This window comes from Flavobacterium plantiphilum, assembly GCF_046000495.1.
Classification (GTDB): Bacteria; Bacteroidota; Bacteroidia; order Flavobacteriales; family Flavobacteriaceae; genus Flavobacterium; species Flavobacterium plantiphilum.
In genome coordinates this window covers 346,215-360,237 of sequence record NZ_JBELQA010000003.1, presented here as the reverse complement: position 1 = coordinate 360,237, position 14,023 = coordinate 346,215, and the positions used below count along the sequence as shown (strand labels likewise).

The 14,023-nt window shown below is 35.7% G+C and carries 7 protein-coding genes; 1 reads left to right on the top strand and 6 read right to left on the bottom strand.

Annotated features, from left to right (window positions below):
- Positions 1-22: 22 nt before the first annotated feature.
- The 6 genes from ABS764_RS06970 to ABS764_RS06945 form a co-directional block, all read right to left on the bottom strand.
- Entirely contained in the window at positions 23-2,314 is a 2,292-nt protein-coding gene (locus ABS764_RS06970; RefSeq protein ID WP_408081074.1) for a GH92 family glycosyl hydrolase, read from the bottom strand.
- A gap of 171 nt (positions 2,315-2,485) precedes the next feature.
- Positions 2,486-3,334 (bottom strand): DUF4861 family protein, encoded by an 849-nt coding sequence (locus ABS764_RS06965; RefSeq protein ID WP_408081073.1) that lies wholly within the window; start codon positions 3,332-3,334, stop codon positions 2,486-2,488.
- A gap of 79 nt (positions 3,335-3,413) precedes the next feature.
- Entirely contained in the window at positions 3,414-5,207 is a 1,794-nt protein-coding gene (locus tag ABS764_RS06960) for a hypothetical protein (RefSeq protein WP_408081072.1), read from the bottom strand.
- A 12-nt stretch (positions 5,208-5,219) separates the two neighbouring features.
- Positions 5,220-7,535, bottom strand: a complete 2,316-nt coding sequence (locus tag ABS764_RS06955; protein ID WP_408081071.1) for a GH92 family glycosyl hydrolase — start codon at positions 7,533-7,535, stop codon at positions 5,220-5,222.
- Positions 7,536-7,929: 394 nt separating this feature from the next.
- Positions 7,930-9,555, bottom strand: coding sequence for a RagB/SusD family nutrient uptake outer membrane protein (locus ABS764_RS06950; RefSeq protein ID WP_408081070.1), 1,626 nt, complete (start codon positions 9,553-9,555; stop codon positions 7,930-7,932).
- 31 nt (positions 9,556-9,586) lie between these two features.
- Complete coding sequence (locus tag ABS764_RS06945) at positions 9,587-12,601, bottom strand: SusC/RagA family TonB-linked outer membrane protein (protein WP_408081069.1); 3,015 nt, start codon at positions 12,599-12,601, stop codon at positions 9,587-9,589.
- A 535-nt stretch (positions 12,602-13,136) separates the two neighbouring features.
- Here ABS764_RS06945 and ABS764_RS06940 point away from each other — a divergent pair.
- Complete coding sequence (locus ABS764_RS06940) at positions 13,137-14,018, top strand: inositol oxygenase family protein (RefSeq protein ID WP_408081068.1); 882 nt, start codon at positions 13,137-13,139, stop codon at positions 14,016-14,018.
- Positions 14,019-14,023 lie beyond the last annotated feature (5 nt).

Genomic DNA, 14,023 nt, shown 5'->3' with positions numbered 1-14,023 from the left:
TTTTAATCATCAATAAAAATTACTATTCTTCAATTACTTCGTCTGATTTTGAAGGCGGAACTTGTTTTGTTCCCCAGGTTTTAGATGGCGTTGCTGCCATTTCAAATTCTAATACACCACCTGCAATAATATCACTGTGTTCAATAAAGGCATTTTCGAATGCTACACCATTTAGAGTTACTGATTTGATGTATTTGTTTTTATCCGAAAGATTCTTGGCTTTAATCGTAAAATCTTTTCCGTTTTCCTGATGAATCACCGTTTGTTTGAAATAAGGCGAATTGATTAAATAATAGGATTGACCCGCATTAGGATACAAGCCCATCATGTGAAAAGCCAGCCACGAAGACATGGCCCCTGAATCGTCATTTCCTGGAATTCCGTTTCTGGAACTGTTGTAATTTTTATCAATAATTTGATGAATGCGGTCGTTACTCAAATCAGGACGACCAATCCAGTGGTATAAATTTGGACTCAAAAACGAAGGCTCATTGGCAACATTATAAAATCCTTTGTCAAAAAGTGTATTTAAACGTTTTTTGAAAGCTTCATTCCCACCTGTTTTTTTAATCAACATCGCCACATCATGAGGAACGGAAAGGGAGTATTCCCAAGAACTGGCTTCGTAGAAAACACCACACCACCAGCAAACACAATTAGGCCAATCCTGTGCCAAAGGCGTGTAGGGAACATAAGAAATTTTTCCGTTGGTAGCAGCACACTGAATACTGTCCACCCATTTTTTATTGGAATCTTTCGGCATGATAAATCCACGGGAACCATTGTCTTCAATATCTCTCCATAGGTTTTGCCAGTTGTCTGATTGCTTGATAAAACGCCAGTATTCTCCTTTGCGTTTCGTTCCTTTGGCTACAATTGCCAAACAATAATCATTATACGAATATTCTAAAGTCCGGTTACCGGAACGCACATAATCGGTAGAAACATAGCCTAATCTATTGTAATCTACTAATCCGCCACGACCTTCTTTTTCTTCATTTCCGCCCGGAGGAAATAGCGCATCTTTCATCATCGCTTCCAATGCCAACTTATAATTAATTCCTTCCAATCCTTTTACAAAGGCATCTGCAATAACCACCTCAGCATTCGAACCTCCCTGAGTACGTCCATTCGAATTTCCGCTTCGGGCTTCCGGCAAATAACCATCGCGTTTGTAGATTTGCAACATCGCATTGACAATATCAATTTCCCGTTTAGGATCTAAAAGTGTAATTAGCGGGCTTGAAGAACGATAAGTGTCCCAAATAGCATAAAAATCATCATAGTAAGGAGAATCATTTTCCCATAACGGATTTTCTCCTGTACGATCTACCGGCATCAACATGGTATGATACAAACCGGTGTAAAACATGGTTTTCTTTTCTGTCGAAGCTTCTTTTTCGACCTCCACTCTTTGCAATAAATTATCCCATTTTTGTTGGGTTTCGGCAAGCTCTTGATTAAAATCCCAATGCGGAATTTCTTTATCGATATTTTCTCTGGCTTTTAAACTGCTGATAAACGAAATTCCAATTTTCATATTCAGCGTTTTATTAGCTAAACTTTCGAAAAATAACATCGCTCCGGTTTTCTTGCCGTTATCCACCTGATTTTTTTCATTAGGAAAAAACGTTGAGCCTTTCCAGGTTGAGAAAGAAGTAAATGGCTGATCGAAAACTGCTGAAAAATAAACGGTATAAGTTCCCCCGTTGTTCCAACCACCACGAACTTTAGTATGACCGCGAACTTCGGTATCTGAAATTACTTCTACCTGAGAACCTACAAACTGCTGTGCTTCTCTCCCATCAGGAATAATCGATTCGTCCAGATACCTGCCTAAATCAATTTTAACGGCATTTTTTGCATTCGAATCGAAAACAAATTTGTAAAAAGCAGCTCTGTCTGAAGTCGTGATTTCTGTTTGAATATTCCATTTTTTCAATAAAGCACTGTAATATCCTAAAGCAACTTTTTCGTTTTCACGAAGTGATTCCTGTTTGATGGTTTCAAAATCCCCCGAAATAGGCATAATAGAAACATTTCCATATTTAGCTCCGCCACCGGTTCCGCTTACATGCACCTGACTAAAACCGTAAATTGGTTTCGTCATATCGGTCGTAAAACCACTATTGGCATTCAAGTCGTTATCCGGTCCCGGTTTGATCATCCCGTAAGGACATGATGGTCCGATGAAAACATTTCCAAGACCTTCCGAACCAATCATTGGATCAACAAACTGATGGTTTTGAGTATGCGACTGACTGACTGTCAATAATGCTAAACAAATAAAAATTACATTCCGGCTCTTTGTCATAATTACTATTTTAATTATTCTGTTTAGATAATTATTTTTAATAAACCACACTCTTTTTTCAAAAAAAAGAACAAAAAAAGTGCACAGATGACACGGATGAATCATCTGTGCACTTCTTTTTTGTGTTTCAAAATTTTAAATCTTACAAAAAACAAGCGCCGTATGTATGCTTTATTTTATGTAAGCTTCTAACTTATCTAAGTCATTGATCTCTTTTTCTTTGGCACTGGCCGAAACAATTTCAGTTGTTAAATATTTAGCCGGTTTAGAGATTAATAAATACTGTGTTCCGTCATCGGTGTTTTTCACATAATCCTTTGGATTGTATTTTATTGCTGCTCCAATTCCAACTACCTCAGCTGCTACATCCTCAGGATGCGTTCCCCAAACTGCGATATAGTTTTTTCCTTTTTTAGTTTCAAAACCTTTAAAATAATTTACTCCCGTTACAAACTGCACTTTCTCTCCGTTTAAACTAAAAGCTTCCACTTTAGCCTCTCTCTTTCCTGAAAAAACAGTTACCCGAACTTTGATATCTACTTTTTTCCCTTTGTAAGGCACTCCTCTGGATATCATTTCCATATAAGAAGTATTTTCTGTCTTACCTACATGAGCCAAACGATTCGTTACCGGATTCAACGGCACTACTTTTTCTCCATCCCAAAGGCGTACACCTCCTAAACCAACAGTCGCAGCTACTTTATAATAATCAGCTCCCCATCCTTCTTTTTGTTGTTCAGCCGTAGGATACCAATGTGCTGCTTTCAACTCCAGACCTTTTTTTGCTTTATTGTAAACATCAATCGCTACTTTATCACTAAAATAGATTCGCAATGCCATCCATTCGTTTTCAACTGCCGGTCCGTGATGTCCAATTGTACTGTATAAATCCCCTGATTCAGAACCAATATCTGTCAGGTAACTTATTTTATCGGCTTTCATATACAAACTTGCATCTGTATTATTTTGCCCAAAACAAATACCTCCCAACAGCAAAGCAGCCATAAATGATAATTTCATAATTTCGATTTTATAGATTAAACTTAATTTTCGTAAAAATAAGTAAACTTTCTACAATGCCCGAAATTTTCCTTTATAATTAAGAAATTTTCATTTTATGATGGAAAGGCGTAAAACCAGTGATGTAAACGTGTACACCATTTGTATGTAAAGTCCCCTGATGATAGGTATATGCTTCACTATCTAAATTATTTAGGTTTTGATGTTCCACTAATCCCGGACCTAATGCTATGCTATCATTACCCATATTTGCTTTCGCAAATCCTGATTTCAGGAAATAATTTCCTTTTTCGTCCAATGTTGCACCTGCAATTTCAGTTCCTTCTTTAAAACACATTTCAATAGTTATTTCCACATTTGGAGGACCATCTACTTTAAAATCCAGACTGAGTTCTCCATTATTTTCTTCTACTGCAATTACTGTATTTTGTGTTTTCACATTACTTGCAACTCTATGTTCAAAATCCATTTTGTTCCAAAATCGTCCATCCTGAGATTCTGACAATTGATAATCGCCATCTGATTTAAGAAATTCCGGAGCTAATGGCTGATAATAATCCGCTTCTTTGGTTTCTTTCAAAATATATTTATTCCCTGTTTTTTCAATACCATCACTGCTGAAATACCCCATCCTGAAAAATGAAGAAGACAATCGCATGTACTTTAAAACTGCATCTCCTTTTCGATACATTAAAAAATTAGGATTGGATGATCTTCCGGAAACTATCATAACAGGTTTATCATTTCCTCCAAATAAAGTTATCGAAATTTTTCCGCGTCGGATTCGAGCCAGGTTTGAGACAGCGAAAAACTGTTCAAAGTCATTTTCACTATTTGCTTGCACAGGAATTTGCTGCTGCAACACCGGGTTTTCCATAAAATCAATCAAAGCATGCGATAAAACAGAATGAATAAAATCAGCGCTCTTTTCAATCAAATTGACCATATCGATAAACTTAGGATTCGCTGTATGGATAGCCATAAAACGGTATTGCAAATAAAACTTGGACACCGTTAAATTCATAAACTGATCCTGTCTTTTAGAATCTACGGTAACCAAATCACCATTCGGTTCTGTGTAATAATAATACGTGATCAGGTTTTTTTGAACAATATCCAGCAATTCCGGTTTATTTAGTAATCTGGCTATAGTTATCAGAGCTTTGTCAATTACAGCCGAATACACTCCACTTCGTTCCGAATAATGTCCGTCCTCATTGAGATAAATCCCTTCAGCTAACCATTGATTGATTCTATTGATGTAACGAACATCAGGATAAAGCGAATTGATATGAGCCAAAGCCGCACAAACCACCCATCGGTGATTAGGAGTATGCACACCACCTGTTATCATAGCTTCTCCGGCATTTTGAATAAACTTTTTAAGTTTGCTTCTAACCCCATCTAAATCCTTATTTTTATTGTTTTTTAAAACGGTAGCTGCGGAACAAATAGATTCTAAAACAAAAGCAGTATCCGGTGGCGATTGCCGGTTTCCTCCGGCATCAACAGTTCCGTCACTGTATTGCCCTTTTAATAATACATCAGCCGATTGATTCAAACGCTCGGCTACAGTCTCTGACTTATAAAATTTAGATTCCCTATGAGAAACCGAAGCAACAAATATTGCGATAGTGCCTGCCAAAGAACGGTAACTACTCAAACGAACAGCGGAATCAACCCATTCTTTTTGAAGAAACTGTTCTGCCATTTCATCATTATGTAAGAGTAATTTTTTCATTAAAAGAGCATCTTTTTTAGTTTCCGGGGCACTCAAAAAATGATCATTTGCCAAAACAGCATCGCTAACCAAAGCTCCAAGCAAGGATAGACTCCCTAGTTTTAAAAATTTGCCACGACTGATTGGATTCATACTCTTTTTTTATTAGTTAGACAAAGAAAAAGGTCTGCTTTCTTTAGCAGTTCCCCAGGATTTATTCGGTTTGTTACCCATTTCAAAATCTAATGTTCCACCTTTCATAATTGAAAAATGATCCAAGTAGGTTTTATCATAAGCCTCTCCGTTAAAGCTCATTTTTTGAATATAATTGGCCCCAGATGAAGCGCCTTTAGCATTAATAATTAATTTTTTTCCTTTTTCTAAACTCAGTGTAATTTTATCAAAATGAGGTCCTGAAATCACATATTGCGGTACGGATGGTGCTACCGGATAAAATCCTAAAGCTGAAAAAACATACCATGCCGACATTTGCCCGGCATCATCATTTCCACTCAATCCACCGACTGCATTGCTGTATTCAGTCTTCATAATCTGGCTAACTAATTCCTGAGTTTTCCAAGGCTGACCAGAATAATTATATAAAAACGGTATCTGGTGTCCCGGTTCATTTCCATGCCAGTATTGGTTGGCGGCATGGAAACGATCCAGGTTGGTATTGAACCCATCTTCTCCTCCCATTAAATTCATTAACCCTTTAATATCCTGAGGCACATACCAGGTGTATTGATAAGGCGTGCCTTCGGTTATGTATGATTTTCTTATAAACTTGTCAAAATCTTGGGTAAAAGTTCCGTCAGCATAACGACCTCTTACGCAGGAATCGGTTACGCTATAGACATTTTGATAATTCAAGGCTCTTTTTTTCAAGAGTCCGGCATGTAACGTATCTACTCTTTTAGCTGCAATTTGAGAAAGCGCAAAATCATCAAAGGCATATTCTAAAGTTCTGGAAACCTGTTCTCCTTTATGAAAGGATTCTTTTACCTCATCTTCCAATGGAACATAACCATATTTCAAATAAGAAGTCAAACCGCGACGTCCTTTTCCATTTACATAATCCGCATGATTTGCTGGAGTTTTAAAAGCATTTTTCAATAAATAACCATATTCTTTATCTGAAATTTCAATGTTATCTTTCATATAAGCATCCGCTATTGCAGCTATCGCATGATCTCCTATCATCGCCGAAGTGTAACTATTCCAGCATGGAAAAATGGGCATCCATTCACCTTGTTCTGCCATAGCAAAAAGACTTTTCATCATTTGTCCGTTTGTTTTAGGCGTTAGCATATTAAACAACGGCAGCGACGATCTGTAGATATCCCACATCGAAAAATCAGTAAAATAATTTTCGTTACCACTATTCATTACCTCTTTTCCTCCATTAAAACTTAAATAAGTTCCATCAGCATCATTAAAGGTTCTGGGATGCAAATAACTGTGATACATGGCTGTATAAAACTTTACTTTATCGTCTTTATTTGTTCCTTCTACCTTTACTTTTGAAAGCAGATTTTCCCAAATATCTTTCAGATTTTCTTTTGCTTCGTCAAAATCCACTATTCTGGTTTCGGTTTCTAAATTTTTTCGGGCTTGTTCGATACTGGTAAATGAAGTTCCAATTTTAGCTTCTATAGTTTCTCCTTTTTCCACCACAAAAGAAATATAAGCTCCTATGTTTTCCTGATTAGCAATTTGTGTGTGTCCATTAAGTATTTTTTTATCCTGATAAACACCAAAGTTTTCCGAATTTTTACTCAATTTTACCACAAAATATCCGCTAAAACCCGCTCTTTCCCCCGAACCCTGATAGATTTTATGCACCGGATTATATCCTGAAATTTCATTTTTATCAGCATTAATCTGGATAAATCCTTCTCCTTCGTCGCTGTTTGGATTCACAATGATGTGTGCTTCACCTGAATTCTCAAAAGTAAAACGAAACAATCCACAACGCTTAGTAGCTGTCATATTCACATCAATTTTATAATCCGCAAGATTGACTCTGTAACTGTATGGAGTTGTTTCTTCAGTATCATGAAAAAATTTAGAAGCTCTTTCGTCAGCCTGACATTTCAATTTTCCTGTAACAGGCATAATCGTCATACTTCCATAATCCTGAACACAGGAACCACTGAGCCAGTGGCTTCCTCTAAAACCCGAAATCTTAGTATCTGTATAATAATAAGGCGCTACACATTTGGTTTCCGTTGCTTTAGTTTGTGCTGTCCAGTTCGTCATTCCAAAAGGAACGGTAACATAAGGCACCACCTGAGCATTGTTCTCTTTTTCATCTTCTCCATGCTGTAAAGCACTAATTGTAGTAGAAGGTGCCGTACCAATTAACGGATTAACAAAATCTACATACTTGCTCTCTGTCCGTTTAACGGAACAGGACAACAGGACTAATAAAACGATTATTGCTGTTAATTTATATTTTAATAAACGGTGTAAATCCATGTTTATCGGTTTGCTTTTTGCTGAAGGCCAATTGTTTTATAAGACTCTGAGACCTGTTCAACAGAAATAAATTTATATTCGGGGCTTTTTACTATTGACTGCATGTAAAAAAATTGTATTCGGAAAAAACAGAATTCTGTCAAACCAATTGAAGGGATTAATCCGGTAAAGTTTTTTTCTTTTAAAACAGTTGAATTTCTTTTAATAAAAAAATTAAACTATTGAAATAAGCTAATACTCTGTATCTGATCAAAACAAAACTGATTCTGTGACGACTAGTCTATGATAACCGAATTATTATTTAGAAAAAGAAAAGAGAAGAAGAACTAACTTCTTCTCTTTTTCAGGGTTAAATAAATCACCAACTTAAATTAACCAATCAACAATAAATAACTTAATCATTAATATAATCCGGATTTTGAACTAAAGCAGGGTTAAGTACCAATGCATTTGTTGGAATTGGAAAAAGACGACGTTTTACATCTGTATCTGTTTTGAAACCCCATTGTCCTTCAAATTTTCCAAATCGAATCATATCGTTTCTATGCCATGCTTCCCAGGCAAATTCACGGGACCTTTCTTTGTAAAGGTCTTCTAACGTTACAGCAGTCCATGGAGCAGAAGTGGTACGATTAGAACGTATAGTATTTACTAACGAAAGTGGTGTGTCGCCCAAAGTAGCCGTTCCCCCACGAAGAATAGCTTCCGCTTTCATTAAAAGAATATCTGAGTAGCGTAAAAATGCTACATCATTATTCTGATTTCTACTTGTTGAAGTAGCATCCGGATAAAATTTAATATTTCTATACCCGATATTCCAGGCTATTTCATCATTACCTAAATCAAGGCCTTTTACATTTGCCTGACTTCCTCTATAGGTGATTTCTTTGCTTAATTCTACCTGGTAAGTAAATGAAGCTCCACCATCTGCACCTGTATAATATTCGTCATAACCTTTTTTAGTTGTAGTAACTGTTACAGGGGTAACTCCATCAGCTAAAAATTGTTTTCCTGTCAACCATTGTCTGTTACGAATATCATTTGCATCATTTTCAAAATGAGCATAGAATTCCGGCAATGTACTTCTTGGTGCACTAGGAGTAAACGGAAGTCCAAATCTGGTTCTTAAAGAACGAGGCACATCATAACGGGCATGATACATCAATCCGCCACCACCAACAGCCGGGTCATAAGGAACTGCAAAAATAAATTCCTTCATCTGAGGACCATTATTTGGATAGAACATTTGTAAATAAGTATTTCTGCCTTCAATAGTATAAAGACCTGATTTAATTACTTCATCGCAAGCAGCAATACATTCGTTATTGCGTTGTGTCCCTGTATAAACCTGTGCGTTCAAATACATTTTAGCTAACAAAGCATTAGCTGTCTGTTTATTTGGTCGGCCATAAGTTGCTACTCCGGATGCCGGATTCAAATTAGGAATTGCTTTTTTCAATTCTTTTTCAACAAAATTAAAAACTTCTATTCTGCTTGATTTAGCACGAGAAGAAAAGTCACCATAAACAGTATCCAATGGTACTGCTCCAAAATTATCCATCATTATAAAATAAGAAATCGCACGCATGGTTTTTAATTCAGAAATCAAAGTAGCTTTTTCTGCACCGGCAGGCATAGCTTCTTCTAAAATCGAAATAGCCTGATTACTTCTTCCTATAACTCCGGAAGACCAGTTCCATAAACTTCCTACGATACCATTATCTATTGTCCAATCATGGAAATGCATCGCAATGTAGTTTCTGTTGTCAAACCAGTTTCCTCCTCTTGCAGGCAAAATTGCTTCATCGGTAGTTAGTGATTGTGACCACCACCAGGAGAATGAAAAATCGCCTCGAAAAGCTACATAAACAGGTCCTGTAGTCTGAATAAACTGTGTTGAATTTTGAGGAAAAACCTCCGGTGTCAGTTGTGTCGTAATTGGCACATCTAAATTTTCGCAGGACCCGAATAAACCAATAGCCAGTATTGGAAGCCCAAAATATTTTATTATTTTTTTCATAATATTTACAATTATTACAATTATTATTTTCTTAGAATACCACGTTAAAACCTAATAAGAATGATCTGGTTTTTGGATAAAAATTATTTGAATCTACCCCTGGTGCCGTACCACCCTGTTCTACCTCAGGATCAATACCGCTGTATTTTGTAATCACAAATAAATTATTTACAGTGGTGTACATACGTAAACTTTTAACGAACTTGTTGATGTTTTTAAAGTTGTATCCAAGTGTTGCATTATCTAATCTGATATAACTGCCATCTTCTATAAAACGGGAAGAATAGCGATATGAATTAAAATCTTCCGGAGATTCATTTTGCGCATCTACCAAAATATTTGTAGTCATTGCTGTAGAAGGTCTGAATAAATCGGCGCGGGTAGCATTGAAAATTTTATTACCAAATACTCCTCTGAAGAAAACACTTAAGTCAAAATTCTTGTATTGGAAATTATTGGACCATCCTAATAGCACTTTTGGTTGTGCATTCCCTACATAATGATAATCAACACCATTTAATGGACTTGTGGTCAGGTTACGGTCTTTATCGTAATACTGAGAAACACCATCAGCATTCTTTCCGGCATAATCAAGAGTAAAAAATTGCCCAAGAGGTTTGCCTTCTTTGAAAATTTGCAAAGTAGCTCCCGTTTGCCCTCCTCCGTCAGGTTGTACTCTTCGGATAGAATCTCCTCCGATAAAGAATGGATTTGTTAATTTTACTATTTTATTTTTGTTACTCGCAATATTTAAATTAGTAGACCAGGTAAAATTAGCCGTCTTAACCGGTGTAGCACCTAAAGCAATTTCGATACCTTTATTAGACATAATACCTCCATTGGCCACAATTGATCCTACAGGAACTAATACCGGGTTCACCTGATAGTTAAAAATCATGTCAGTAGTTTTCTTGTCGTAAACATCAACCGAAGCTGTAATTGTACCTTGTAATAACGAAACATCAAGTCCCAGGTTAGTTGTTGCTGTCTTTTCCCATTTCAAATCCGGGTTAGCAGCCTGTATTGGACCATAAGCTCCTATTTGTTGACCGTTATAATAGAATGTTCCGGCACTTCCTGAGATAAATTGAGCAGTGTATGCATTAAATCCGGAAGAATTACCGGTAACACCATAACTGGCGCGCAATTTTAAATCGCTGATAACATTCTGGTTTTGCATGAAGTTTTCTTTATCAATTCTCCAGGCACCACCCACAGAAGGAAAATATCCCCAACGGTTATTTGCTCCAAATACAGAACCTCCATCTCTTCTTACTGTTCCCTGCAAAAGATATTTGTCATTGTAGTTATAATTTACACGCGCAAATTGAGAAATCAAACGTGTCTTTTGATATGCCTGACTGTCTCCAAAATTCACCACATAACCTCCTACTGAAGTATAATTACTTAAAGCTAAATTATTATAGCCCACATTATCTACCGGAAAATTAGTTGTAGTAGCCTGAAAACCATTACCTAAAGTATTCTCCTGCCATGAGTATCCTAAGACAGCTTTAATTTTATGATCTCCTAATTCTTTATCCCAATTCAAGAAACTCTCTATAATATTATTGGTGTTTTCGTAGTAATTTCTTAATGCTGAACCATTTACACCAAAATTTACTAAAGTTTTTGTCAAAGGTGGATCTGGATTGTTGTAAAAGTTAGCACTATTATATTGTGAATAATAGCTGTCATAAAACTCTCCGTGAGAAGTACTTAGTTTTTGATGAGCAATATTTAAATTATATGTAAATCCAAATGGAAGTTTTACTTCTGTAGTAAAATTTCCAATAAGATTATTTGTCTTAGTTTCATCAGTCCCGTGCTCAATTAAAGCTACCGGATTGAAATATCCTGTACTGGTAAAATTTTCAAAAAAACTGCCATCTTCATTTCTTACCGGAGAAACCGGAAGATGATTTATCGATTGTAAAAGAACCGTATTACGTTGAGGAACATTTACGTATTCACTAACAGAATTAGTAACATTTAATCCAAATTTTACTTTATCATCAAATGCATATTGTTCAACAGATAAACGGGCAATTACACGTCCAAAATCATTTTTCTTAAGAATACCTTCTCTTTTAATAGAAGTAAGACTGGCAGAATAGCTACTTTTTTCACCTCCGCCACTTATAGATAAATTATGGCTACTGGACAGTGCTCCTGATCTTAGAATCTCATCTTGCCAGTTTGTGTTTGCTCCTTTATCATTTTCAGGTGTAAAATTCAAATTATTTTTGGTTGTAAACTCTCTTAATTGAGCAGCATTCATCATATCCAATTGATTAGAAACATTTTCAATACCAAAATAACTGTTGTAAGCAATCTGAGTTCTTTCCTTACTTCCTTTTTTAGTAGTGACCATGATAACTCCATTTGCCGCTCTGTTCCCATAAATTGCAGTCGCAGCAGCATCTTTAAGTACATCAATAGTTGCAATATCATCCGGTGAAATCATCGAAATATCTACACCCGGAATTCCGTCTACAACATAAAATGGTCCCTGAGAACTGTTTAAAGTAGAAACACCTCGCATCACCACCGAAGCAGCTCTTGTAGGATCACCACTGGATGAAATATTTAAACCGGCAACTTTACCCTGAAGCAATTGTCCCACATCACTAATCGCTCCTTTATTCATATCTTCTGCTTTAACAGAAGTTACAGAGGTAGTTAAATTTTTTCGGGATCCTTTACCGTAACCTACAACCACTACCTGCTCTAAATTATTAGCTCCTGAAAGTAATTTAATGGTCAGATTCGTTTTTGCCCCACTTAATTTAACACTTTGATCAGCAAAACCAACATAAGAAACCACTATTCCAGCATTTGGATTAGAAACTTCCAGTCTAAATTTTCCATCTAAATCTGTTACCACACCATTTTTCGTTCCGCTTTCTAAAACATTTGCACCGGGTAAAGGCAGATTCTGATCGTCTACCACCTTACCGGACACCTGTGTTTTTTGCGCCCACGAATTAATTGAAAACGCTATTAAGAAAAATAACGTCAATAATTTGAAATTGGTTTTTTTCATTTTAATTAGTATTAGTTAATAATATTATGGTAAAATTAACAGTATTGTGAATCTTCGGAATGGATAAATTCGTCAAAAACATATAAAATACAGTCAAAAAAGCACAACAAAAAAGCTTTTAAAATATATTTTACACTTTTTATAGCAGTATTTTTTTAATTATAACCAATAAACACTCCTAATTAAGAAGATTTATTCATTTTAACAACCCTTAGCTTTATTATAAATATGAAGTAGATTTTCTAAACGTTTTTAACATTTAAAAAACCTAAAAACAACCTAAATTCTTACTTCACAACATCATTACTTAATAAATCATCTCAATTGTTTCTTAAATCCATAAAAACAAATCTTCCTTCTAAATAAACATTATGTAATTTATTAAGCCAAAAATTATCACTATGAAAAATTTATCCATGTTTTTGAATCATTTATCCATTTTAAGAAACGGACATCTGTTTAATTTTGATATTCATTAATTCAGAAGAACATCTTCTCTTACAACTATTTACCATTATTTAAAAACAAACCCAAAATGGAAAAAATCAATAACTCAGACAAATTCAATAACCCAATGCATCAAATTGACGATTGGGAAGAAAATCTAATCGAACGTTATCCGGATCCAGCTGAAGCTACAAAAGAAAAAGAGGAATTCCGTAATTACGTGGATTCAGAAAGAGTAGAAACGGTAAAAGAGTTTTATCGAATTAATCATACCTATCAAACTTATGATTTTGTATGTGAGAAAGAAAAAGAGTTCTTAAAATTTGACAGAAAAGAAATGTCACTTTGGGAAGCCGTAGATTTCCTGAATACTTTAGTCGATGATAGTGATCCGGATATTGATTTGGACCAATTCCAGCATTTACTGCAAACATCAGAAGCCATTCGTGCCGATGGTCATCCGGATTGGTTTGTACTTACCGGATTTTTACATGATATTGGGAAAGTGCTGTGCCTTTTTGGAGAACCTCAGTGGGCTGTTGTGGGAGATACATTCCCGGTAGGCTGTCAATTCTCAGACAAGATTGTATATCCAGAATTTTTTGCAGCCAATCCTGACAGTACTAATGAAAAATACAATACAAAATACGGTGTTTATACTCCTAATTGCGGACTGGATCATGTAAAAATGAGCTGGGGACATGACGAATATTTATACCAAATCATGAAAGATTATTTACCGGAACCGGCATTGTACATGATTCGTTATCATTCATTTTATTCCCAACACAGAGAAAATGCCTATGCTCATTTGATGACAGAACATGACATAGAAATGTTTGAATGGGTAAAAAAGTTTAATCCTTACGATTTATACACCAAAGCACCTGTCAAACCGGATTCAAAAGCTTTACGTCCTTATTACGAAGAATTAGTGGCTAAATATTTACCTGCCAAACTGAAATTCTAATTTTT

Excerpts from the sequence above, each read along its gene's own strand:
- ABS764_RS06945 (WP_408081069.1), bottom strand. The coding sequence starts at position 12,601 with ATGAAAAAAACCAATTTCAAATTATTGACGTTATTTTTCTTAATAGCG.
- ABS764_RS06955 (WP_408081071.1), bottom strand. The coding sequence starts at position 7,535 with ATGGATTTACACCGTTTATTAAAATATAAATTAACAGCAATAATCGTT.
- ABS764_RS06970 (WP_408081074.1), bottom strand. The coding sequence starts at position 2,314 with ATGACAAAGAGCCGGAATGTAATTTTTATTTGTTTAGCATTATTGACA.
- ABS764_RS06940 (WP_408081068.1), top strand. The coding sequence starts at position 13,137 with ATGGAAAAAATCAATAACTCAGACAAATTCAATAACCCAATGCATCAA.
- ABS764_RS06950 (WP_408081070.1), bottom strand. The coding sequence starts at position 9,555 with ATGAAAAAAATAATAAAATATTTTGGGCTTCCAATACTGGCTATTGGT.
- ABS764_RS06965 (WP_408081073.1), bottom strand. The coding sequence starts at position 3,334 with ATGAAATTATCATTTATGGCTGCTTTGCTGTTGGGAGGTATTTGTTTT.
- ABS764_RS06960 (WP_408081072.1), bottom strand. The coding sequence starts at position 5,207 with ATGAATCCAATCAGTCGTGGCAAATTTTTAAAACTAGGGAGTCTATCC.